A 21845-nucleotide genomic window follows, 5' to 3' on the forward strand; every position below is an offset into this window, starting at 1 on the left:
ATATTTATGGCCAGAAGAAATGGAAGGCCCGGGGATCAACCTCGGGCTTTCGTGTGCTTAACCCAGCGCCTCGTTGCAACGCGCGCAGGTGCCGGGGTGTTTATGCGTGCCCACATCCGGCAGGATTTTCCAGCAGCGATTGCATTTTTCGCCCTCGGCCATCTCGAAGACAACGCCAACTCCCTCAACCTCGGGCAGACGGAACGCCTCGTCCGGGGCCGGATCGCCGGTCAGGCGAAGACCGGAGGTGATGAACAGGTCGTCGACATTGATCTGGCGCAGCATCTCACGGACGGTAGTATCCTCAACATGCAAGATCGGGGCCGCCTCAAGGCTGGAGCCGATCACCTTGTTCTGACGTTCCTGTTCCAGCGCCATGGTCACCACCCGGCGCACCCGGCGGACCGAGGCGACGGCAGCAGCAAGGTTGTCGTTGCGCCACTCGGCCGGAGTGTCCGGAATATCGACCAGATGCACGCTGCCTTCACCTTCGGGAAAGCGCGACAACCAGACCTCTTCCATGGTGAACACCAGAACCGGTGCCAGCCATGTGGTCAGGCGATGGAACAACAGATCCAGCACCGTGCGGGCCGCGCGACGCCGCAAACTGTCCCCATCGCAATAAAGCGCATCCTTGCGGATATCGAAGTAAAACGCGCTCAACTCAACCGTGGCGAAGTTGAACAGCGTCTGTATGACCCCCTGGAAATCATAGGCGGCATAGCCCTCGCGGACACGTTCATCCAGTTCGCTCAGACGGTGCAGCACCCATTTTTCAAGGTTGGGCATTTCCGCCGGGTCGACGCGGTCGCTTTCCTCGAAATGGCTGAGCGCGCCCAGCATGAAGCGCATCGTGTTGCGCAACCGGCGATAGCTGTCGGCCACCCCTTTCAGGATTTCCGGCCCGATGCGCAGATCGGCGGTGTAATCCGATTGGGCCACCCACAGACGCAGGATATCGGCGCCGTATTGTTGCACGACCTTCTCGGGCGCGACGGTGTTGCCAAGCGATTTGGACATCTTGTTGCCCTTCTCGTCCAGCGTGAAGCCGTGGGTCAGAACCCCGCGATAGGGCGCATGCCCGATGGTGCCGCAGGCCTGCAGCATGGAGGAGTGGAACCAGCCGCGATGCTGGTCGGTGCCTTCAAGATAAAGATCGGCCAGCCCATCCTCGCTGCCATCTTCGCGGTCCCGCAGAACGAAGGCATGGGTGGAGCCGGAATCAAACCAGACATCAAGGATATCAAAGACCTGCTCCCAGTCGTCGGGGTTGTAATCATTGCCCAGGAACCGCTCTTTCGCGCCGTCCTTGTACCAAGCATCCGCGCCTTCAGCCTCGAAGGCTTCCAGAACACGAGCATTCACCGCCTCGTCCCGCAGCAGGAAATCGTCATCAGTGGGCAACGCGCCCTTCCGGGTGAAGCAGGTCAACGGCACACCCCAGGCACGTTGACGCGACAGCACCCAATCGGGGCGCGCCTCGATCATCGAATAGAGGCGGTTGCGACCCTTTTGAGGGGTCCATGTGACCATCTGGTCGATGGAATTCAGCGCGCGTTCGCGGATGGTTTTACCATACTGATCCTTACCGTCGCCCACGGGGCGATCCACAGCGGCAAACCATTGCGAGGTATTGCGATAGATCACCGGGGCCTTGGAGCGCCAGGAATGGGGATAGCTGTGCTTGATCTTGCCCCGCGCCAGCAGGCCGCCCACTTCTGCCAGCTTGTCGATCACGGCCTTGTTGGCACTGCCCTCCTTGCCATTGGGCTTGAGGATAGCCGTGCCGCCAAACAGTGGCAGGTCCTCGCGGAACCGGCCATCTTCCATGACGTTATAGGTGATCACCTGTTCCAGCATGCCCAGATCGCGGTACAGCTCGAACTCTTCCATCCCGTGGCTGGGCGCGCAGTGCACGAACCCGGTGCCTTCTTCGTCGGTTACGAAATCCGCGGCGCGGAAATCACGGGGGTCATCCCATTCGCCATTGCCACCTTCGGCCCCGGCAAGGGGGTGTTTCAGGCTAAGGCCCGAGAGTTCATCGGAAGACACATCGCGCGCACGCGTCCACATGCCATCCTCAAGACGGGCGCGCGCAAACACATCGCCAGCCAGCTTGTCGGCCAGCAGGAAACGATCCCCGACCTTGGCCCAGGATTCCTCAGGCGTCGACGTAATCTCGTACAGCCCGTAGGAGAAATTCTCGCCATAAACGACCGCCTTGTTGGACGGGATCGTCCAGGGGGTCGTGGTCCAAATGACTACATTGGCCCCGGCCAACTCTTCGGCTTTCTTTTCCAGTTCGCCGAATGCCGCTTCATCGACCCGCTTGTATACCTCATCAGGGAACGAGACGTCTTTGGAAACCTTAAACTTCACCCAGATCGTAAAGCTTTCCTTGTCGTGATACTCCACCTCGGCCTCGGCCAAAGCGGTTTGTTCGACGGGTGACCACATCACGGGTTTGGAGCCCTGGTAGAGCGTGCCGTTCATCAGGAATTTCTGGAATTCCTCGGCGATGATCCGTTCCGAGCGAAAATCCATGGTCAGGTAGGGTTTTGACCATTTCCCGGTGACGCCCAGCCGTTTGAATTCGTCGCGCTGCACGTCGATCCAGCCTTCGGCGAATTTGCGGCATTCCTGGCGGAAATCGACGATATCCACATCGTCCTTGTCCCGCCCCTTGGCGCGATACTGTTCCTCGATCTTCCACTCGATGGGCAGGCCATGGCAGTCCCAGCCCGGGATATAACGCGCATCATGCCCCATCATCTGTTGGGAGCGCACCACCATATCCTTGAGGATCTTGTTCAGCGCGTGACCGATATGAAGATGGCCGTTGGCGTAAGGAGGGCCATCATGCAGCGTAAAGGGCTTCCGTCCCTCTGCCTTCTCACGCAGCTTGTCATAGATGCCAATCCTGGCCCAACGCTCCAGCCATTCAGGTTCACGTTTGGGCAGGCCCGCACGCATCGGGAAGTCGGTCTGCGGCAGGTTCAGCGTGTGTTTATAGTCGGGTGTTTCGGCGCACATTTGTGGCGTCCTTCGTATCGGTAACTGTCATGGTAAAGGGGGGCGGCGTGAGGGGTCAAACGCCTTGTCCCGGCGGCTCGATCTGCTCAGAGCGCCGGGCATATAATTCGAATAATGATGGCCAGTATCCGTGTCATGACGTGCCTTATAAGCAGGCCTGGATAGAGGGGCAAGATGAATGCGCGCGCGCGTGCTGGGCTAGATCGGCCATTGCATAACTCTTGATGAATTGTACCACCGGCAATCCCATGCCATTCTGCCAGAAACTAACCACCTGTGAATGGGAGCGAAACTTGAGACCCCTTTTGTCTTTCATTGCCGCCGTCATTCTATGGCAAAACGCCGCAAACGCCCAAACCAGCGCAATGTATGATCAAAGTTGCCGCGACCTCGTCAAGGCAATGGAAGAGTATTATGCGGATCGCGACGACGCCAACCTGCTTGCAGTGGTGGCCAATGATCCGGCGTCGACGCTCCTAGACGATTTCATGTCAGGCTTGAACGGCGATGTTCTGATCCGCGTTCGCATCGCCCTTGAAGGAGACTTCATTTCAGCTTGCGCATTAAATGGTGGAGTAAGCTCAGTCGTCCCGAATACCGTGGGTGGCCACTTGGAGACTATCGTAAAGACGTATGGGTTCGATCGCTCAGCACCAGATTGGGGTCTTCCTAACGTCCCAATGCTAGATTTCAAAATCCACACCGTCGAAGATTGGCTGCGGTACTTTCAATCGCTTCCAAAGGACGTAACACTCTATCGCCACAACGATTTCGCTCTGATTGCGCTTACGAAGTATATTCAGAAATACGACATACAGACAACGGAAGAACGGGCCATCGCCTACGATCTAATACGTCTCATGTCGTTTTATGAGACCGAGGAAGAAGAGTCCCAACCGCTCGCCGTTTTACTGGATCGCGTCGCGCGGGAAGAGGGTTTGCGGCTGAAGTAAAGCAACGCCGTTCTGGCTGAGCATGAAAGAGGAAACCCCTTGTACACACCCAAAGATATCGTCACCTCGCCTGACGCACTTTATGACGGTGCGCGTCAGCCTTATGAAAGCCAGACTGCCAAATTCATTGATCATATTGACACGCATTGCCGCAACTGGATTGCGCATTCGACCTTTCTGACCATGGCCACGGTGGACAAGGCGGGCAACATGGATGTTTCGCCCAAGGGCGACCCTGCGGGGTTTGTCAAAGTGCTGGACCCGAAGACGCTGGCGATCCCCGACCGGCCCGGCAACCACCGCTATGACGGGTTCAAGAACATCATGGAGACCGGACGTATCGGGCTTGTGTTTCTGGTGCCCAACCGCAACGAGGTGGTGCGCGTTAATGGCAGTGCCGTGGTGGTCACCGATGAAGAAGTGCGCGCGCAGCTGAGCATCAAGGGGCGCATTCCCGACTACGCCGTGATCGTGAGCGTGGAAGAGGCGTTTTATCATTGCGGAAAGTCGATCATCCGCTCGCGCCTGTGGCACCCGGAGGACCAACTCCCGGTCAACAGCTTGCCCACCTATGCCGAGGCGTTGATTGCCCATGGCGACCTGACCGAGGATTTCGACGATCTGACCGCGCGTCTGCGCCACAATGATGAAAAGCGGCTTTATGACGAATAACGTCAGGCGTTCACATGCTCCCACACTTTTGAGATCACGACCGAGCCTTCGCCCACAGCCGACGCCACCCGTTTGACCGATCCGGCCCGCACATCACCCACGGCAAAGATGCCGGGGCAAGACGTGGCATAGGGGCTGTCCGCCCCCGCCGCCTGTCCGGTCAGAACAAAGCCCGCCTCGCTGAGATCAACCAATCCTGACAGCCACTCGGTATTGGGGGCGGCACCCACCATCAAAAACAACCCGCATGTGTCTACATCGCGCGGGCCATCCGGTGTCGACAGCGTCAGGCCCTTCAGATGGTTTTCGCCCCGCAAGGCGCTGACCTGTGCGCCATAATGGATGGTGATCGCCGGATCGGCCTCAAGCCGGCTGGAGAGATAGTCGGACATCGAGGCCGCCAGGGAATTGCCCCGCACCAGCAAATGCACATGACACGCGCTGCGCGACAGGTACATCGCCGCCTGCCCCGCCGAATTGCCGCCGCCAACCACATAGACATCCGTGTTGCGGCAATAGCGCGCTTCGGTCTCGGTGGCGGCATAATAGACCCCTGCGCCGTCCAGTTCGGATAATCCGTCAATCGGCAGGCGACGATATTGCACCCCCGTGGCCACCACGACAGAGCGCGCACAAATCTCGGTGTCATTGTCCAGGGTCACGCAGAACAGGCCATCGCGCCGCGCGATCCCGGTGGCGCGCAGGGGCATGGCAAAGCGGGTGCCAAACTTCATCGCCTGCACCTCGCCGCGCCCGACAAGGTCGCCGCCGGAAATGCCGGTGGGAAAGCCCATGTAGTTCTCAATCCGGCTGGACGTGCCCGCCTGTCCGCCCACAGCGATGTCCTCGATCACCAGCGCCGACAGCCCTTCGGCACCGGCATAAACCGCCGCCGCCACACCGGCCGGGCCACCGCCCACGATCAGCACATCGACCACCTCGTCATGGCAGGGATCAAGGCCCATGCCCAAATGTTCGGCCAGTTTGGCGGGGGTGGGGTTTTCCAGCACCTGATCTTTGCCAATCACAACCGCCGGGCGGCCCAGCGCGATGGCGCAGGCGTTGGTCTCGTCCTTGGCCTCTTCACTACCGATATCAAGCGAGCGAAACGGGATGCGGTTGCGCGCTGCAAACGAGGCGATGCGACGGATGTCACGATCCTGATCGGCCCCGATCAAAAGGATGGCGCTGTCCTGATCCTCGATCTGGCGGCGGCGACGCGCGGCAAAGACGGTGATGATGATATCACTCATCTCGGGGATCTGCGACATCAACTCCAACATGGTGTCGCGCGGTACCCGCAGCAATGTGGTGTCCTGCGCCGCGCGCATCGGCAACACGAAATTACCGCCGTTCAGGAACGAGATATCGCCCATAAACTGCGTCGGTCCCAATGTGTGCGGCAGATAACCTTTCCGGGTGACGGCATCCAGCACCTCGATCTCGCCCTCCAGAACGTAATCGAAATGGTCCATGGGATCGCCGATCTCGGCGATGATCTTACCCTTGCGATAGGTAACCTCGGTGCCAACCTCGCGCAGTGCGTTAACATGCGACTCGTGCAGAGGTGTGCGCTGCATCTGCCTTAAATCACCCGCCAGCCGTTCCATTGACACTCCCCGGTTAACTTCTCTGGCTTCAACTTAGGGTGCGACGACGCAATGTCATCCTGCGCGACCCAACCCCATTGCAATCACATCGCAGCCCCGGCACAACATCCACATGAGCACAGCCCTGCCACCTCGTTTTGACATCACGCGCGCCCAGATCGAACGGGTGGTGACCACGTTTTATGCCGCCATTCGCGCCCATCCCGGTCTTGAGCCGGTCTTTGCCGTGCATGTTACCGACTGGCCCGCACATGAAGAGATGGAGACCCGGTTCTGGGCCAACACGATTCTGCATGAACGCAGTTACGAGGGCAGCCCTATGATTGCCCATCTGCAGGCCAAGAACGTCAAACCGGGAATGTTCTCAACCTGGCTTGACCTGTTTGACAACGTGCTGCGCGCCGAGTTGAGCAAGGATCAGGCGGCCGCATGGTCGGCCATGGCCCATCGTATCGGGCGCAGCCTGCGTGCAGGCGTGGTTGAGCGCGATACCCTGCCCGGGGGCGTGCCAAAGCTGCGGTAACTTGCCGACAGCCGCCCGATCCCGGCAAATTGCCGCTGGTTGGCAATAAATTCGCCAATTAATTGATCCGCTGAGAGCCTAACGACGTAGTGCATATTTAAGGAACAAGTTGCTGTGTAATGAGTTAATTAAAACACTAATCAAGAATGAGGACATTCACATGAAACGCCGTACCCTGCTCAAAACGGTTGCTGCCACTGGCCTTCTGGGCGCTCTTGGTGCCTGTGCCAACCAGTCTGAAGGCAATGACATTGTAGACATTGCTTCCAGCAATCCTGATTTCTCCACTCTCGTGGCCGCTCTTGGGGCCGCTGGCCTTGTGGACACTTTGCGCGGCGATGGTCCGTTCACTGTCTTTGCACCCACCAATGCCGCCTTTGATGCGCTGCCCGCTGGTACGGTAGACAGCCTACTGCAGCCCGAAAACGTCGGCACGCTGCGCTCGATCCTGCTCTATCACGTTGTGCCCGGCAACATCACATCGGATCAGGTGCTGGGTCAGCGTCTGGATGTGGCCACCGTCAACGGCCAGACCGTGCGTGTTGATGGCACCGGCGGCAAATACGCGGCCACTGTGCGCGTGAACGACGCCAATGTGACAGCGGCTGACATCATCGCCACCAACGGCGTGATCCATGTGATCGACAAGGTCCTGCTGCCCAGCTAAGGCACGCACACCAAATCAGGTCTGTCCGAACAGACCCGTAAGCGCCCGTTTCACCAACCCGGTGACAGACGGGCGCTTTTCTTTTGTAAAGGGCAGCGGACGGCACACTTCCATCGCCGCCACGCCCACCCGGGCCGTTAGCGCGCCATTCACGATCCCCTCGCCAAAGCGGCGCGAGATTTTGGACAATACGCTGCCCCCCGCAACCGAACTTATCAGGTCATCGCCCACGGCCACGGCCCCTGTGGCCACCAGATGCGTCATCACCGCGCGCGCCAGCCGCCAACTGCCCAACGTGCCCGAACGCCCGCCGTAAATCTCGGCCACGCGCCGGATCATCCGCAGATTGCTGGTCAGTGCCGCCACGACGTCGGCCATCGCCAGCGGTACAATCGCCGTGACGGTCGCCACCTGACGGGCCGCCGCTTCAACCTCGCGCATCGCCGCCTTGTCCAACGGGGCCAGCACCTCGGTCTCGGCCAGACCCAACAGCGAGGTGGCGTCAAATTGCTCTTTGCCGTATTCCGCCAGGCGATCCCGGCCCCAGCGCGTGTCTTCGCGCCCTGCATAAAGGCGGGTCAGATCACCGGTCACCTGTTTGGCTTTTGCCAGATCGTTTTCCGCCAGCGCCACCTCGGCCCCGCGATGCAACCGGTCCATCCGCGACAGACGGGAGAATGCCGCCAGTTCACGCAGAGCCGCCACCAGGCAAACCAGCAGGAACACCACGATCAACACCGTGACGCCATAACCCAGCAAGGGCATACGCGCGATCAGCCCGGTCACGAAATCCCACGCCGCGACGGAGATCACCGCGCCAAGGATCGCCGCCAACAACCCCCAGAACCAACGTGACAAGCGCGACGGACGACGCGCCGCCAGCGTGGCCACGGTTTGCATCGCCCGTCCCTCGGGCGGTGGTGTCATGTCCATATCGGGTACTGGCGGTACTTCCGACGGGGATGGACCCTTGGGGGCATCATCGAGATCGATCAGAACGGGGCCTTTGTTCATGCCGCCTGCCTTTCGTTGCTTTGCGCCTCGGCCTGCCAAACCATCAGGATGTCCGGCAGGTTTTCATCATTGCCCATGCCGCAGCCACACAGAACCTCTTCAAAGCCTTGCGCCGCATAAAAGGCGCGGGCCTGTTCATTGGCGGCCAGCACCCAGAGCTGTAGCCTGTCACGGCCTGCCTTGGCCTCGTCCAGCAAAGTGCGACCTACGCCCCGCCCCCGCGCACGCGGGTGCACGTAAAGCGCATGGATCACTTCGCCATGGCGCGCGATGAACCCCGCCGTGCCCTTGGCATCGCCGACCTGCCGCACCCAGCCACGCCGGATGACCCGACCCATCAGATGCGCATCAACCCAACGGGAGCGGCACACCGGCAACCACGGGGTCGCCCGGGTGAACGACCACAGAATACCAAGAAGCCGAGGGATATGGCGCAGCGTCGCAGGTTGCGGCATCATAGCTTGTCTCCGATCAGGAATTGCGCAGCGCGGTCCAACCGGATATGGGGCGGACCGTCCCCCGGTTTAAGGCTCAGCGTGGCGGGTGCGAAGGACATGACCTGATAATCCGCGTCCAGCCATGTTTCAGCCCCCTCCCGGGCAGGGTTCAAAAGACGGTTGGGATCATCCGGCAGCGCACCGGGATAAAACGCCGCCTGTTTTCCGGTTTGCAACAGCCGCCCACGCACGCAATCCAATGCCGTGCCGTCATGATCCATCGTTTCCTCAACCGTTGCACGCAAAGCGGCGATGGCCATGGCCTGCGTGTCGGCCCCGGCGAAATCGGCGCGATCCCGCGCCTCGCGGGTCAGGGCCTGCATGATCGCGGCCAGCTTGTCATGCTGGCTGTGATGCAGATGGTCGGCCTTGGTGGCGGCAAAAAGGATTTTTTCCACCCGTCGCCCCATCAACAACTTACTCAGAAAGGCGTTTTTTCCGGGGCGGAACGCGCCCAGGATGTCCGCCATGGCACGGCGCATATCCTCGACCGCCTGCGGGCCTTTGTGGATCGCACCCAGCGCGTCAACCAGAACCACTTGCCGGTCAATCCGCGCGAAGTGATCGCGAAAGAAGGGTTTGACCACCTGGGCTTTATAGGCCTCAAAGCGACGCTCCATTTCCCGCCAAAGGCTGCGGCGCGGCGTGGTGGCGGGTTTGGGCAAGGGTGCGAAGGTCAGCACGGGCGAGCCCGCCAGATCACCGGGCAGCAAAAAGCGCCCCGGCGTGCAATCGTAAAACCCGGCCTCGCGCGCCGCGCTCAGATAAGCGGTAAAGCCCTTGGCCAGCGCCTGTGCAACCGGCTCGTCCAGCCGGGCATCCGCCTCGGTCGCTCTGGCCTGGTCCAGATACCCGGCGGCCTCCTGGCGGGTGTCGATGCGGGCCAGCACTTCTGCCGACCATGCCTCATACGTCTTGTCCAGCAGTGCCAGGTCCAGCAGCCACTCGCCCGGATAATCCACGATATCCAGATGCACCGTGCGCGGCCCCTGCAGGCCCGATAGCAATCCCGACGGGCGCACGCGCAAAGACAGGCGCAATTCCGACACCGCGCGGGTGCTGTCGGGCCAAGCAGGTTCAGCGGCGGTCAGATCGCCCAGATGGCTTTCAAAATCAAAGCGCGGCACGGTGTCATCAGGCTGGGGCTGCAAAAAGGCCGCCGCGATGCGCCCGTCACTGGCCGCCACAAGCCCCGGCATGCGGCCGCCATCCATCAGATTGGCCACAAGCGAGGTGATGAACACAGTTTTACCCGACCGTGCAAGGCCCGTGACACCAAGCCGGATCACCGGCTCAAAAAAAGTCTCGGACACCGTCTCGCCAAAGTTTTCTATCCTGCGGGTTATCCCGTCGGCTATGGTGGAAATGACCAATGCGTGCCCCTTGCGCCTTTACGCGGTCAAGATAGACACCCGCCCATCAAGTTGCCAGAGGGGAGGATTGGGGGATTGTTCCCCTGCCCAGCCCACGCTATCCCCCCGCCTATGCCCAGATATGCTCTCAAAATCGAATATCACGGCGCGCCCTTTGTCGGCTGGCAACGCCAGGCCGAGCACCCTTCCGTGCAAGGTGCGATCGAGGCGGCCTTGGCCAAGCTGGAACCCCGGGAGCATACGATTGCAGCAGCCGGCCGTACCGATGCAGGTGTACATGCGCGCGCGCAGGTGGCCCATTGCGATATGACGCGAGAGTGGACACCGTTCCGCTTGTCTGAAGCCCTGAACTATCATCTCAAGCCCGCCCCGGTGGCGATCCTGGATTGCGCCCGAGTGGCGGATGACTGGCACGCCCGGTTTTCGGCCACCCAGCGGCACTACCTGTTCCGCTTGCTGATGCGCCGCGCGCCTGCCACCCATGACGAGGGGCTGGTCTGGCGCGTGGCGCGCCCATTGGATATCGATACCATGCGCGAGGGGGCCAAGCATCTGATCGGCCGACATGATTTCACGACCTTCCGGTCGACCATCTGTCAGGCCGCCAGCCCCGTAAAAACGCTGAGCGGGCTGGACATGGACATGGTCAACGGACCCTCGGGGCCGGAAATCCAGTTTCGCCTGCACGCGCGATCTTTCCTGCACAATCAGGTCCGCAGTATCGTCGGAACGTTAGAAGGCGTGGGGGCCGGAAGCCGGAAGCCTGAGGATGTAAAAACCGCGCTTGAAGCCCGCGACCGCGCCGCCTGTGGACCGGTTTGCCCGCCTCAGGGGCTCTACCTGGCGCATGTTGATTATGACGACAACCCGTTCGAGACACATTAGCCTTTGATCTTGGCAGGCCGCCTCGGTAAATGGGTCACAGCGGTCCCTTAGCTCAACTGGATAGAGCAGCTGACTTCTAATCAGCAGGTTGAGGGTTCGAGTCCTTCAGGGATCGCCATTTCTTCCTACCAGACGGCGCCCGGTATCAGAGCGGTTTCCCCGGGGCCAGAATGCCCTCATCCTGCGCGACTTCGATCAGGTTCACGCCACCGCGTTTGCGGGCGGCGGCCAGCGCCTCCTTGAACTCGGGCAAGGTGGACACGGGCGTGCCTGTCGCCCCAAAACTGCGGGCAAAGGCACAGAAATCGGGGTTGGTCAGCGCGGTGCCCGAGATGCGGTCGGGATAGTGCATTTCCTGATGGGCACGGATCGTTCCATAGCGGTTGTTGTTCACTACGATCACCGTCAGGCGCAGGTTGTGATGCGCCGCCGTGGCCAGTTCCTGACAGGTCATCATGAAACAGCCATCGCCTGCAAAACAGATCACCTCGCGCTCAGGTGCCGTGATCGCCGCGCCAACTGCGGCTGGCAGGCCGTACCCCATCGAACCGGAGGTGGGGGCCAGTTGCGAACTATGCCCGCGATAACGATAGAACCGGTGCACCCAGCCTGCGTAGTTGCCTGCCCCATTGGTGACAATAGTGTCCTCGGGCATCACGTCATTCAGGTGATCCACCATCCGGGCAAACGCATCTTCCATGCCGAGCGCATCCGGGTCACCATAGGCCTGATACTGCCCCTTCAACATTGCCATATCGCGGGCAAAGCGATCCGGGGCAATGGGTTCCCAAGCCGAAACGGCCTCGCAAAAGCTTTCCATATCGGCAGTCAGGGCGAGGTCGGGTTCGTAGACGCGGCCTGGCTCTTCCGGGGTCGGGTAGACATGCACGAGAGCTTGCTGCGGGATGGGCGGTGACAGATACGTGTAGCCACCCGTGGTCATCTCACCCAGACGCGGACCAATGGCGATCAGCAAGTCCGACGCGGTCAGCGCCTCCACAAGATAAGGTGCCTTGCCGACGGCAAAATGGCCAACATAGTTGGGATGGGCGTTGTCGATCACGCCTTGCGCGCGCATCGAGACAGACACGGGCAGGCCTTGGGCTTTGGCAAATCGGCCCAGCGCCAAAGAGGCCTTGGCGCTCCAACCCCCGCCACCCGCCATGATCAGCGGGCGCTTGGCTGCCGCAATACGGTCGCGCAGCGCCTCAAGCGCATCCGGTGCGGGGGCGTAACGCGTCGGCTCGATCCGGCGCGGTGCGGCAGGCGCAGTCAGATGATCGGTCAGCATATCCTCGGGCAAGGCCAGCACAACAGGCCCCGGACGCCCTGACATGGCAACACGGTAGGCGCGGCTGATATATTCCTGCAAACGCGCGGCATCGTCGATCTGGGCCACCCATTTGGCCATCTGGCCGAACATCCGGCGATAGTCGATTTCCTGAAATGCCTCGCGTTCGACTATGTCGCGCGCCACCTGCCCTATGAACAGGATCATCGGCGTGCTGTCCTGAAACGCCACATGCACGCCCGCGCTGGAATTCGTGGCGCCCGGACCGCGGGTCACAAAGCACACGCCCGGACGGCCCGTCAGCTTGCCATGGGAATCTGCGGCCATCGCGGCCCCACCTTCCTGGCGGCAGGTGACAAACTCGATCTCGTTACGGCCATGCAAGGCGTCCAGAACGGCCAGATAGCTCTCGCCGGGCACGCCAAACACATGCGAGGTCCCTTGGGCCACAAGCAGATCAACCAGATGGTCAGCAGCGCGGATCTGAGAGGAGGCGGACATGTTAAGAACCCTTGTGATAGCGCGGATCAGCGCCACACTGCCTTTGGGTGCGTGGCTTGTCCATCCTCGTTTGGGGGATATGTGTCGCGCCTTTCCCCGGGTCCATCACCGCACTTTTCTTTTTGCGGGTCATACCCTACTCTAACCCCAGACCGATGGAGAGTGCCGTGACCAAAGCCAGCTGATCGTTTTACCCCTACCCCGAACGATATGCGAAAGGCCTTGTCATGCCACGTCCCTTCCCTGATGCGCACACACGCGCGCCTTTGATCCTTCCCGATGGCACGCCCCATGAGGGCACCGTGTTTCTGAACCCCGCCATTGACCATCCGCGCATCACTGCGGGCGATTACAGTTACGCCAGTGCAGATGTAGCCCCGGCGGACTGGGCTTCCTATCTCGCGCCTTACCTCTTTCCTAACTCCACCGAGCAGCTGGTGATTGGCAAGTTCTGCCAGATCGCCCATGGTGTCTGTTTTATCACCGCCTCGGCCAATCATCGCTATGACGGGTTCTCAAGTTTCCCTTTCGCCGTCTTCGATGGCGGGTTTGAAGACGACCGCCCGTCCCTACCCGGCCCCGGGCCGGATACGGTGATCGGCAACGATGTCTGGATCGGACGCGAGGCGCGGATTCTGCCAGGCGCAGCGCTGGGCGATGGGGTGATTGTTGGCGCGGGGGCTGTTGTTGCAGGTCATGTGCCGCCCTATGCGGTGGTGGTCGGCAACCCGGCGCGCGTCGTGCGGATGCGCTTTGTCCCCGATGTGATCGCGCGTTTACAGCAGATCGCATGGTGGACCTGGCCCATCGCGCATATCCTGACCCATGAAGCCGCGATCTGCGGCGGGGATATTGACGCGCTCAGCGCGGCCAGGCCGAACCTCTAGGTTTGTGGCCCCCGGCGTGAAACGATGCTTGATTCCCACCCAAAGGTGGCTTAATCCCAGCCGTGGCCATAGGGGTATAGCTCAGCTGGTAGAGCGACGGTCTCCAAAACCGTAGGTCGCGGGTTCGAACCCTGCTGCCCCTGCCAATCAACTCAATGATTTATGGGGCTGCCCCCGCCAGAAGTTGTAATTTTTGTGCGTTTTCTTGTGCGTTTTTGCGGAAAGCGACTGCGAATAGACTTTTCTACCGGACCTTTATTCAATAGGAGACGGCAAGTTGCGACATCCTGCTAAGCGTTCTCAGCACGATATCGTGCCCAGCGCCTTCTCTGCGCGTCTGCTATCCTCTCGCGCCCCTCTTTGGTCTTCGGTCCTGTAGACATGCCCCCATGGAATTTTCAGCGGAGCTTGCCTGGCTCGGCCAAATTGTTGCAAGCGGTTCCTCTCCGCGTCTTGGCGCAACATAGATGACGATAGTCGGACATGCTGTTGATTGAGGGTTGGACCGGCTTGGTTTGCCGATCAACTAGGTCTTGCTGTAATCCATGTTCGAGTAAGACCCCATCCCCGCGCGCGTAGACTGATTTCGGATTGGGGCAAAACCTGCACATCAAGCACGTCGAGGATTCTTGCTAACAAGCCCCAACGGTATTCTAACGGCCGAAATTGCCGTTGCTTTGTTTCGTATCTGCTGATCCTGTGGCGGGAACACCCTACGAGCTCCCCCATCTGAGTCTGCGACAAACCAGCCTTGCGGCGGATCGTTTTAAGCGCAGGTCCGGTTATCGCCTCTACTTTTTCCATGGGCCCAAACCTTGCGCATTGGATGAAGTTGTTTCTAGCCGACTGCAGTTTATTCAAGTGCGTGAGAATTGCGAACCTAAGAAGTGTCGGTGCAAAAACCCCTGGCCCGATCGCTGCGAGATTATGTCGTAGGGCGGCCTCAAGTCCTCCTGCCCCGAGCTCGAGCACCCACAAGTGAGAAAGGGGGGCCAGAGAAGCTAGCTTATCCGCTGTGGAGGCATTCAAACTGATGCAGACGATTTTTGAGACTGGATTGTGCGAAAATCTGATCAACGATCGACAACGGACTTTAGTTCTTACTGCGGCGTTAGGTCAGTTTGAGCCCATCGTGCTTTTTGGGTTTCATCGCTGCGTGCTCTCGCAGCGTCGGAAATGCCGCGCCCGCGAAAACTTGGAACCGCTGCGCAGCGGAGCGAGCGGCCATTCGTGCGGATTGCAGGAGGATCAGACGTCGAGTTTTCAGGTTGCGGGACGCAGCGAGCATTCGCTTTGGCTAATGCAATGCTCGCTGACCCAGGTTACTTGGCCATTTAGAAGCTATCAAAGCTTCTCATACTTCTCGATGAATTGTCCGGGAAACGCGATCCGATTCAGGGCTTCAGCGAAGAAGTAATCCCCAAACATCACGGCGGCATCAGGACCGATTTTGTGAGGTTCTGAGTAACAGCCGTGCTTGAGAATGCCGCGATGGTTGTCCTCGGTCGCCAAGTAGTCCTCGCAGAGACCTTTGATCAGGAATTCCGCCTTTCCACGCCAGTGGGCGGCAATGGCTTCTTCCGGGTGCAGATCGGCCAGGTCCAGCAAACCTGCGGCCATGATGGCGCTTGCGGCGGAGTCTTCGGGTACGCCGTTGCCTGTGGCATCAAAGTCGTATGGCGGAACCGCTTTATCACCGAGCGCATCAAACCATTTCTCGGAGATTGCAATTGCTTGCGACAAGTAACCGACGTTGCCGGAATTGGCAGCCGTCACAGCAAGCCCCATCACTGCCCAGCCGGTGCCGCGTGACCAATAGCTGTCATCATGCGCCCCTTGGTACGTATATCCGCGCAACCGTTCCCCGGTGGTTGTGTCGTATTCCACTGCGTGAAACTGGGTGTTGTCGTCACGATTGAACGAAAGCATCGTCATCTTCGCATGTTCTTCAGCTGCAAGCCGAAAGCTGGCGTCGTCCGCTTCCTTACCCGCCCAATAGAGGAGCGGAATGTTCGCCATTGTATCGATGGCCGAAGCCGCACGACCACGTGGATCGGACATTGGCCCCCAGGAAGAGACGTAAGACCCCCGGTCAGTGACAACCAGCCGTGAGCGCAGCTTGTCGGCGGCGCGCAGTGCTGTTGCCCTATGGCGCTCATCGCCGGTGATGCGGTAGAACGGCATGGCTGAACTAAGAAAGATGAACCCAATATCATGGGTGTTACCGTCATTTGCACGCTCTTCAACCAACACCATGCGATCCGAGGCGAGCCTGAGATATTTTTCGTCCCCGGTGTGGAGATAGCTTGTCAGCAGCATGCCGACCCAGAACCCACAAAACCAGTTACCGTGGCTCCAGTTTTCGCCGGAATACCCCGCAGAGATGCTCACTGACATGGTATCCCATGATCCATCCGGATGGGTCACATAGGGAAAGGCCGCGCCGATTGTTGTTTCGTCTTGCAACGTCTTTTTGGCGATCAGGTCGAGTGCTTTTTTGATATGTGGAGCCACTGTGTTTGACATGTTTACTGTCTTTCTATTTTTATCCGTGCAGCGGATTTTCGATTGGAGAGGAGATTGTGAGATCGAGGAAGCGCGCCTTGAAGCCTGACCGTTCGGGGGAACATGCCATCGGACCGATTCTGGCAGCGCTGGTCATCGCAAAGTCGGCAACGCGCATGAGACGCCACGTCCCGTCCGGCGTCAAGAAATGGGCGATGATCGCGCCGTTTGCCACTGTCATCCGAACCGTCTGCGGGCCAGAGATAAGAGGCTGGCCGATGACGGACCAGTCAGAATTCCCCCGTGTTACGACAATCGAGAAATTGGTCATTCCGTCCGAATGCTCAATGCCGCATTTGACCCAGTTCTTTTCGTCGATACGCAGCATCAGACCCGCTTGGTCGTAGAGCGTCTCATAGTCGCCTTCAAAGGTCAGCGTGGCTGTGAAGAATTCTGGTGCGGGAAGTTGCCAGAAATGCCCGTTGTCACGCACAAAGCCGTAATGCGTGTGTCGCCAGAAATCGCTCTGCTCCGCAGTTGTGACACTCAAGGTGCCATTCTTGATCGCCCAATCGGCAGGATCGTTGAGCCATGAACCCGCAGAGAAATCAGCCATTCTGGCTTGCTCCGCAGCTTTCGCGCACGATCAGACGTGGCGGGTAAGTGATATCCAGCGGGTTGCCGTCGCTTCGGTCGAGGGACCAATTTTGCAGCGCCTGTCCGACCATCTCGCCAAGCTTCGCAGCCGGTGTCGCCACCGAGGTCAGCGGAACAGGTTGCAGCGCGGCTTCCGGAATGTCGTCGTACCCAATGACGGCGATGTCCTTGCCAGCGGTCATTCCCATCGCGCTGATGGCGTCCATGATGCCTATGGCGACGAGATCGTTATAGGCGATGAGTGCTGATGGCGCATTGTCTTGCGCTAAAATGGCCTCTGCCGCCGCGCGGCCAAAGTCGCGGGTCGACCCACCGTTGCGTATGTATTCCGGTTCAAGGACCAGTCGGTGGCTCATCAGTGAAGAAGCAAAGCCAGCGTAGCGCTCGGAATAGGCGAAGTTCTTTTGGTAGCCGCCAACAAAGCCGATTTTATTGTGGCCAAGAGATACGAGGTGTTCGGTCGCAATCTGCATGCCAACCATCGGATTGGCGCCGACGTAGTCGAAAGGTGTCTTGCCGATCCGGCGCACGGCCATGAACAGAGGGCGGCGGCGGTTCTCGAATTCCTCAAGGTCGGTATGCGTAGTCCCGGTGGCCGGAACGAGCACCACACCTGCAATGTCAGAGTTCCAAAGATCGGACAGGAGCTTTTGCTGCCGTGGAATCGAATCGTGGGACGACAGAATGGATGTGTAGGCACCCGCATCAGCCAACACCTTGTCGAGCCCCTCATAAAGCTTATGGAAGTAGGGGTTGGAGATATCATCGACAACCAGTGCGAATTGCGAGCCTTTCGCGTTGCGCACAACTGGAGCCTTGCGAGCATACCCCGAGGCCTCGATTGTCTCGATCACGGTTTGGCGGGTCTCATCCTTCAGGTTGCCCTTCCCCTGAACAACAAGCGACACGGTGGCGGGTGAAACACCCGCCATTTGCGCGACATCCCGAAGTGTAATTTTCTTTGATCCCGCCATCCTGACGCCTCGCTATGCTGGTTCAACGGCAGGATAATAGGTTCTCTTCGGAACCTCCTGATGCAGAGGCGGTTCACCCAAAATTATAGCTGCTGCCTTCTCGCCAATCATAATAGCAGGCGCGTTGGTATTTCCACTGTTGAGGTAAGGCATAATCGAATTATCACAGACACGAAGCCCCTCAAGCCCGTGTACTTTCAATTCTGGATCGACAACCGCCATATCATCCGTCCCCATTTTGCATGTGCCAACGGGGTGATAATCAACCGATGCGAACTCTCGCGCATAGGCCAGGATCTGTTCGGGTGTTTTTGCGTCTTGGCTTGGGTATTTTTCGCGCTTGATATGCTGCGCAATGGCCGGTTGCGCCAGAATCTCCCGGACATGTTTCACGGCCTGAACGGACATATCTCGGTCGAATTCGGTATCGTGGTAGTTGGGATCGATCACCGGCATATCAGCCGGATTCGCGGATCGCAGCGTGACTTCGCCCCGGCTGGTCGGTCGCATATGGCAGGTGTTGATCGTCAACCCGTGGCCCGGAACGAATGTTCGCGCGCCGTTCACTACATAGGCTGGCAAAATATGTGTCTGTAGATCGGCGCGTCCGGTGCCGTGCACGTCGATGAAACAGCCCCCCTCGGCCACGGGGGACGTTGGCGCCCCGGTTTTGTAAAGCGCGTACTGGATGCCGTGTTTGATGTTTTTGGGGAACTTGTGCTGCCCGTCGTAGGAAATCGGCTTTTGCAGGTCACACACGACATAGGTGTTCAGATGGTCCTGATAGTTCTTGCCGACCCCATCCATGTGATGCTGCATGTCGATGCCATGTGACTTCAGTTCATCGGTAGGGCCGATCCCGGACAACAAGAGCAGTTTTGCTGTGTTGATCGAACCCGAGGTGACCAGAACCTCTCGGTCGCATCGGACCGTCTCAACCTTGCCGCCCTTTGTGTATTTGACGCCGACAGCGCGGCGGTTCTCCAGAATGATCTGTTTGCTTTGTGCATGCGTGATCACCGTGAGGTTGGGACGCTTCATCGCAGGATGCAGGTAAGCCACAGCGGCGGACGCGCGGCGGCCCTCGTGCTGGGTGACCTGATAGAGTCCAGTGCCAAGCTGATCATCCCCGTTGAAATCTGGGTTAAGCTTGTGTCCGGCCTGCTGTGCCGCACGGATATAATCCTTGCAGATGATATGCGGTGAGCGCTGGTTCGAGACCCGTAACGGGCCATCCGTGCCATGGTATTCGTCTGCAATAGTGTCGTTGTTCTCGGCGCGCCGGAAATAGGGCAGCACGTTTTCATAGGACCAGCCGGTATTGCCCGCCTCAGACCATTTGTCATAATCCTCTTTCTGGCCCCGGATATAAATCATCCCGTTGATCGAACTTGATCCGCCAAGTGTCTTGCCCAGCGGAAACCAGAGCTCGCGATTGTTGAGGTGCTTCTGGGGCGCGGTGGAATAGCAATAATTCACACTGGGTTTTTGCAGCATGGCGAACCCGCCAGGCATGTGAATCATCGGATCCCTGTCCGGACCGCCAGCCTCAAGAACCAGAACTTTGTTGTCCGGGTTTGCCGAAAGCCGATTGGCCAATACGCACCCCGCCGAACCCGCACCAACAATGATGTAGTCGTACATCTCCAACACGCCTCCCGTCGCTATTCGCTCACTAGACATATAAAAACTCTTTCCGAGTCGCGCAAGAAATTTAGTAAATATTTTATGATGGATTTCGTTTTTAACGAACCAATCCACGAAAACATGCAACAATTTGTTTATTATGGTGGGTTTTCGTGTGGATAAATTTAGTAAATTATTTATTAAATTGGTTGACGGGGTTTTGGAAATTGCTAGGGTTGCCACGTCAGGTCGATTCGTTTTCGCTTGCAAGTTTTTGGGGGCACATCATGTGCCAACCGGTAAAAGCAAGCGGGCGACAGGGCGCACATCAAATTCCTAAGGGAGGAAACCATGATTAATAGACGGAAACTACTGTCGTTCGTTTCAGCTGCAACACTGGGTCTGGCTCTGGCGGCTGGGTCTGCCGTCGCAGAGGGTTGGACGATCGGCTTTAGCCAGGACACGATGGATCACCCGTGGCGCGCCTATATGGTGACATCCGCCGAAGCGCAGGCCAAGAATTACCCCGAGATCAAGGAGTTCATCTATACCGATGCTGGCGGTTCGAACGAAAAACAGATCGCTGACATCGAAGATCTGATCTCGCGCGGCGTGGACCTCATCATGATGAGTCCTCGTGAAGCGCAGGCGCTGGTACCAGCGGTCGATGCGATTAAAGCTGCTGGTATTCCGCTTGTTGTTCTAGACCGCGAGGTTGTTGGTGAAAACTACGACGTCTTCATCGGCGGCAACAATCTGCAGATCGGTGAAGAGCTGGGCAAATACACTGCCGCCAATGCGCCCGATGGCTTCAAGTATCTGGAGCTTGAGGGCATTCCAGGGGCGACGCCGACAATTCAGCGCCATGAAGGCTTCACAGCGCAGATCGAAGGCAATGCGACGCGTCTTGATGCGCAGCCTGCCAACTATGACCTCGCCCCTGCCATTCCGATCATGGAAGACTGGCTGACCAAGTACAAAGGCGAATTCCAGGTTATCTATGCCCACAACGACCCGATGATCCTTGGCGCGATCAACGTGTTGAAAGAAGCGGGTTATGAGCCGGGCGAGGTATTCCTGGTCGGTGTTGATGGCCAGCGTGAAGCTTTCGAAGCCATCCAAGAAGGCTGGCTGCAGGCCACGGCCATCTATGCGACTGGCGGCGCCCTGGGGCTGGACATGGCTGTCCGTATCCTGAAAGGCGAATCCGTACCAAAGCGGATCATCACCGAAACGCCTGTCATCACGTCTGAAAACGTCGGCGACTTTTACGATCCAGATTCCCAGTACGTTCGCTAAGAGCGTGTCACTCACAGGCCCCCCGTGCAAGTCGGGGGCCTGCTTTTCAATAACCTTTGGAAGACTGTCATGAACAACGACGCCGATCCCGCAGTCGTAAGCGCAGCATTGTCTGATCACATCATCAGTCTGCGACTTAACCGTCCTGCCAAACGCAACGCGATCAACAACACGATGTTGCAGCTTTTGGCAGATGAAGTACGCGCCGCGGAAGCGAATGGTCATATTCGCTGCATCATTCTGACCGGCGGTCCGGATTTCTTTTCTGCGGGCGCTGATATCAAAGAGATGCAAGCAGATGGTATCGACGCCATCCAGAACAGAACGCGGATGGAGAACTGGGCAGTTCTGGAAACCACGCGTATTCCAATGATTGGCGCCGTGACCGGGATGTGTCTGGGTGGCGGTCACGAACTGGCCATGCTCTGTGACATTGTTGTTGCCTCGGAAAAGGCAATGATCGGACAGCCCGAAATAAAACTGGGTCACATTCCCGGTGACGGTGCCACGCAGCGTTTGCGCCGTGTGGCCGGCAAATACGCCGCCATGCAAATGATCCTGACCGGAGAGCCTGTGAACGCACAAAAGGCGCTGTCCATGGGGCTGGTGTCAGAAGTTGTTGCGCATGAAGACTGCGAAAGCCGCGCTCAGGAAATTGCACAACTCGTCGCGCGCCACTCGGCAAAGGCCCTTGGCTTTGCGAAAGATGCGGTAAGGGCGTCAGATGAATTGCCACTGTCTTTGGGCCTTGAGCGCGAGCGCGGCAACATCGCCTTGGCTTTTACAACCAAGGACCAAAAAGAGGGCCTAACCGCCTTCTTCGAAAAACGCGCGCCCAAATTCGTTGATGAATAAGAAACGGCACACAGGAACAGGGA

At 58.7% G+C, this 21845-nt stretch carries 19 protein-coding genes and 2 tRNA genes; 10 read left to right on the top strand and 11 right to left on the bottom strand.

Annotated features, from left to right (window positions below; all coding sequences use genetic code 11):
* Nucleotides 1-57: 57 nt before the first annotated feature.
* Nucleotides 58-3033: an isoleucine--tRNA ligase gene (gene ileS, locus V6N02_RS20895; RefSeq protein ID WP_371229162.1), complete on the bottom strand. Its 2976-nt coding sequence runs from the start codon at nt 3031-3033 to the stop codon at nt 58-60.
* Nucleotides 3034-3338: 305 nt separating this feature from the next.
* On the opposite strand from ileS, the gene V6N02_RS20900 reads away from it, so the two are divergent.
* Together V6N02_RS20900 and V6N02_RS20905 are read left to right on the top strand one after the other, a co-directional pair.
* Nucleotides 3339-3986: a hypothetical protein gene (locus tag V6N02_RS20900; protein WP_371229164.1), complete on the top strand. Its 648-nt coding sequence runs from the start codon at nt 3339-3341 to the stop codon at nt 3984-3986.
* A 39-nt stretch (nt 3987-4025) separates the two neighbouring features.
* Nucleotides 4026-4658: an MSMEG_1061 family FMN-dependent PPOX-type flavoprotein gene (locus V6N02_RS20905; RefSeq protein ID WP_371229167.1), complete on the top strand. Its 633-nt coding sequence runs from the start codon at nt 4026-4028 to the stop codon at nt 4656-4658.
* A 2-nt stretch (nt 4659-4660) separates the two neighbouring features.
* Here the strand turns inward: V6N02_RS20905 and V6N02_RS20910 are convergent, their stop codons facing one another.
* Entirely contained in the window at nt 4661-6238 is a 1578-nt protein-coding gene (locus V6N02_RS20910; RefSeq protein ID WP_371229170.1) for an FAD-dependent oxidoreductase, read from the bottom strand.
* Nucleotides 6239-6380: 142 nt separating this feature from the next.
* Between V6N02_RS20910 and V6N02_RS20915 the strand changes: the two genes are divergently transcribed.
* Entirely contained in the window at nt 6381-6791 is a 411-nt protein-coding gene (locus V6N02_RS20915) for a group III truncated hemoglobin (protein WP_371229173.1), read from the top strand.
* 160 nt (nt 6792-6951) lie between these two features.
* On the top strand, nt 6952-7458 hold the full coding sequence (locus tag V6N02_RS20920; RefSeq protein WP_371229176.1) for a fasciclin domain-containing protein: 507 nt from the start codon (nt 6952-6954) through the stop codon (nt 7456-7458).
* 15 nt (nt 7459-7473) lie between these two features.
* Here V6N02_RS20920 and V6N02_RS20925 read toward each other — a convergent pair whose 3' ends face one another.
* The 3 genes from V6N02_RS20925 to V6N02_RS20935 are packed head-to-tail and all read right to left on the bottom strand — an operon-like array spanning nt 7474 to nt 10342.
* Nucleotides 7474-8472: a YcjF family protein gene (locus V6N02_RS20925; protein WP_371229179.1), complete on the bottom strand. Its 999-nt coding sequence runs from the start codon at nt 8470-8472 to the stop codon at nt 7474-7476.
* Nucleotides 8469-8930: a GNAT family N-acetyltransferase gene (locus V6N02_RS20930; RefSeq protein WP_371229182.1), complete on the bottom strand. Its 462-nt coding sequence runs from the start codon at nt 8928-8930 to the stop codon at nt 8469-8471. The genes V6N02_RS20925 and V6N02_RS20930 overlap by 4 nt, the downstream gene beginning before the upstream one ends.
* Entirely contained in the window at nt 8927-10342 is a 1416-nt protein-coding gene (locus V6N02_RS20935) for a YcjX family GTP-binding protein (RefSeq protein WP_371229185.1), read from the bottom strand. The genes V6N02_RS20930 and V6N02_RS20935 overlap by 4 nt, the downstream gene beginning before the upstream one ends.
* Nucleotides 10343-10453: 111 nt before the next feature.
* Between V6N02_RS20935 and truA the strand changes: the two genes are divergently transcribed.
* Nucleotides 10454-11227, top strand: a complete 774-nt coding sequence (gene truA, locus V6N02_RS20940) for a tRNA pseudouridine(38-40) synthase TruA (protein WP_371229188.1) — start codon at nt 10454-10456, stop codon at nt 11225-11227.
* Between the two features lie 41 nt (nt 11228-11268).
* Nucleotides 11269-11345: transfer RNA gene (locus V6N02_RS20945), tRNA-Arg, on the top strand.
* A gap of 27 nt (nt 11346-11372) precedes the next feature.
* Here V6N02_RS20945 and V6N02_RS20950 read toward each other — a convergent pair.
* On the bottom strand, nt 11373-13019 hold the full coding sequence (locus V6N02_RS20950) for a thiamine pyrophosphate-dependent enzyme (protein ID WP_371229191.1): 1647 nt from the start codon (nt 13017-13019) through the stop codon (nt 11373-11375).
* 227 nt (nt 13020-13246) lie between these two features.
* On the opposite strand from V6N02_RS20950, the gene V6N02_RS20955 reads away from it, so the two are divergent.
* Both V6N02_RS20955 and V6N02_RS20960 read left to right on the top strand, forming a co-directional pair.
* Entirely contained in the window at nt 13247-13906 is a 660-nt protein-coding gene (locus V6N02_RS20955) for a CatB-related O-acetyltransferase (RefSeq protein ID WP_371229194.1), read from the top strand.
* 70 nt (nt 13907-13976) lie between these two features.
* A tRNA-Trp gene (locus V6N02_RS20960) sits at nt 13977-14052 on the top strand.
* Between the two features lie 376 nt (nt 14053-14428).
* Here V6N02_RS20960 and V6N02_RS20965 read toward each other — a convergent pair.
* From V6N02_RS20965 to V6N02_RS20985, 5 genes are all read right to left on the bottom strand, one after another.
* Nucleotides 14429-14710 (bottom strand): helix-turn-helix domain-containing protein, encoded by a 282-nt coding sequence (locus V6N02_RS20965; RefSeq protein WP_371229197.1) that lies wholly within the window; start codon nt 14708-14710, stop codon nt 14429-14431.
* 540 nt (nt 14711-15250) lie between these two features.
* The gene (locus tag V6N02_RS20970) at nt 15251-16432 is read right to left on the bottom strand and encodes a glycoside hydrolase family 88 protein (RefSeq protein WP_371229200.1); all 1182 of its coding nucleotides are present in this window, start codon (nt 16430-16432) and stop codon (nt 15251-15253) included.
* A 19-nt stretch (nt 16433-16451) separates the two neighbouring features.
* Nucleotides 16452-17027: a DUF1349 domain-containing protein gene (locus tag V6N02_RS20975; protein WP_371229203.1), complete on the bottom strand. Its 576-nt coding sequence runs from the start codon at nt 17025-17027 to the stop codon at nt 16452-16454.
* Entirely contained in the window at nt 17020-18042 is a 1023-nt protein-coding gene (locus V6N02_RS20980) for a LacI family DNA-binding transcriptional regulator (protein ID WP_371229206.1), read from the bottom strand. The genes V6N02_RS20975 and V6N02_RS20980 overlap by 8 nt, the downstream gene beginning before the upstream one ends.
* A gap of 12 nt (nt 18043-18054) precedes the next feature.
* On the bottom strand, nt 18055-19911 hold the full coding sequence (locus V6N02_RS20985) for a GMC family oxidoreductase (protein WP_371229209.1): 1857 nt from the start codon (nt 19909-19911) through the stop codon (nt 18055-18057).
* A 108-nt stretch (nt 19912-20019) separates the two neighbouring features.
* Here V6N02_RS20985 and V6N02_RS20990 point away from each other — a divergent pair, with 108 nt between their 5' ends.
* Both V6N02_RS20990 and V6N02_RS20995 read left to right on the top strand, forming a co-directional pair.
* Complete coding sequence (locus tag V6N02_RS20990) at nt 20020-20967, top strand: substrate-binding domain-containing protein (RefSeq protein WP_371229212.1); 948 nt, start codon at nt 20020-20022, stop codon at nt 20965-20967.
* A 69-nt stretch (nt 20968-21036) separates the two neighbouring features.
* A complete protein-coding gene (locus V6N02_RS20995; protein WP_371229215.1) occupies nt 21037-21822 on the top strand; it encodes an enoyl-CoA hydratase-related protein in 786 nt (261 codons plus the stop codon).
* Nucleotides 21823-21845: the final 23 nt, after the last annotated feature.

The organism is Roseovarius conchicola (assembly GCF_041403425.1).
Taxonomy (GTDB): Bacteria; Pseudomonadota; Alphaproteobacteria; order Rhodobacterales; family Rhodobacteraceae; genus Roseovarius; species Roseovarius conchicola.

What these genes read in the sequence shown, in the direction of transcription:
- V6N02_RS20955 (WP_371229194.1), top strand. Translation starts at nt 13,247, where the DNA reads ATGCCACGTCCCTTCCCTGATGCGCACACACGCGCGCCTTTGATCCTT.
- V6N02_RS20915 (WP_371229173.1), top strand. Translation starts at nt 6,381, where the DNA reads ATGAGCACAGCCCTGCCACCTCGTTTTGACATCACGCGCGCCCAGATC.
- V6N02_RS20975 (WP_371229203.1), bottom strand. Translation starts at nt 17,027, where the DNA reads ATGGCTGATTTCTCTGCGGGTTCATGGCTCAACGATCCTGCCGATTGG.
- V6N02_RS20970 (WP_371229200.1), bottom strand. Translation starts at nt 16,432, where the DNA reads ATGTCAAACACAGTGGCTCCACATATCAAAAAAGCACTCGACCTGATC.
- V6N02_RS20990 (WP_371229212.1), top strand. Translation starts at nt 20,020, where the DNA reads ATGATTAATAGACGGAAACTACTGTCGTTCGTTTCAGCTGCAACACTG.
- V6N02_RS20920 (WP_371229176.1), top strand. Translation starts at nt 6,952, where the DNA reads ATGAAACGCCGTACCCTGCTCAAAACGGTTGCTGCCACTGGCCTTCTG.
- V6N02_RS20980 (WP_371229206.1), bottom strand. Translation starts at nt 18,042, where the DNA reads ATGGCGGGATCAAAGAAAATTACACTTCGGGATGTCGCGCAAATGGCG.
- ileS (WP_371229162.1), bottom strand. Translation starts at nt 3,033, where the DNA reads ATGTGCGCCGAAACACCCGACTATAAACACACGCTGAACCTGCCGCAG.
- V6N02_RS20965 (WP_371229197.1), bottom strand. Translation starts at nt 14,710, where the DNA reads ATGGAAAAAGTAGAGGCGATAACCGGACCTGCGCTTAAAACGATCCGC.
- V6N02_RS20995 (WP_371229215.1), top strand. Translation starts at nt 21,037, where the DNA reads ATGAACAACGACGCCGATCCCGCAGTCGTAAGCGCAGCATTGTCTGAT.
- V6N02_RS20930 (WP_371229182.1), bottom strand. Translation starts at nt 8,930, where the DNA reads ATGATGCCGCAACCTGCGACGCTGCGCCATATCCCTCGGCTTCTTGGT.
- V6N02_RS20910 (WP_371229170.1), bottom strand. Translation starts at nt 6,238, where the DNA reads ATGCAGCGCACACCTCTGCACGAGTCGCATGTTAACGCACTGCGCGAG.
- V6N02_RS20950 (WP_371229191.1), bottom strand. Translation starts at nt 13,019, where the DNA reads ATGTCCGCCTCCTCTCAGATCCGCGCTGCTGACCATCTGGTTGATCTG.
- truA (WP_371229188.1), top strand. Translation starts at nt 10,454, where the DNA reads ATGCCCAGATATGCTCTCAAAATCGAATATCACGGCGCGCCCTTTGTC.
- V6N02_RS20925 (WP_371229179.1), bottom strand. Translation starts at nt 8,472, where the DNA reads ATGAACAAAGGCCCCGTTCTGATCGATCTCGATGATGCCCCCAAGGGT.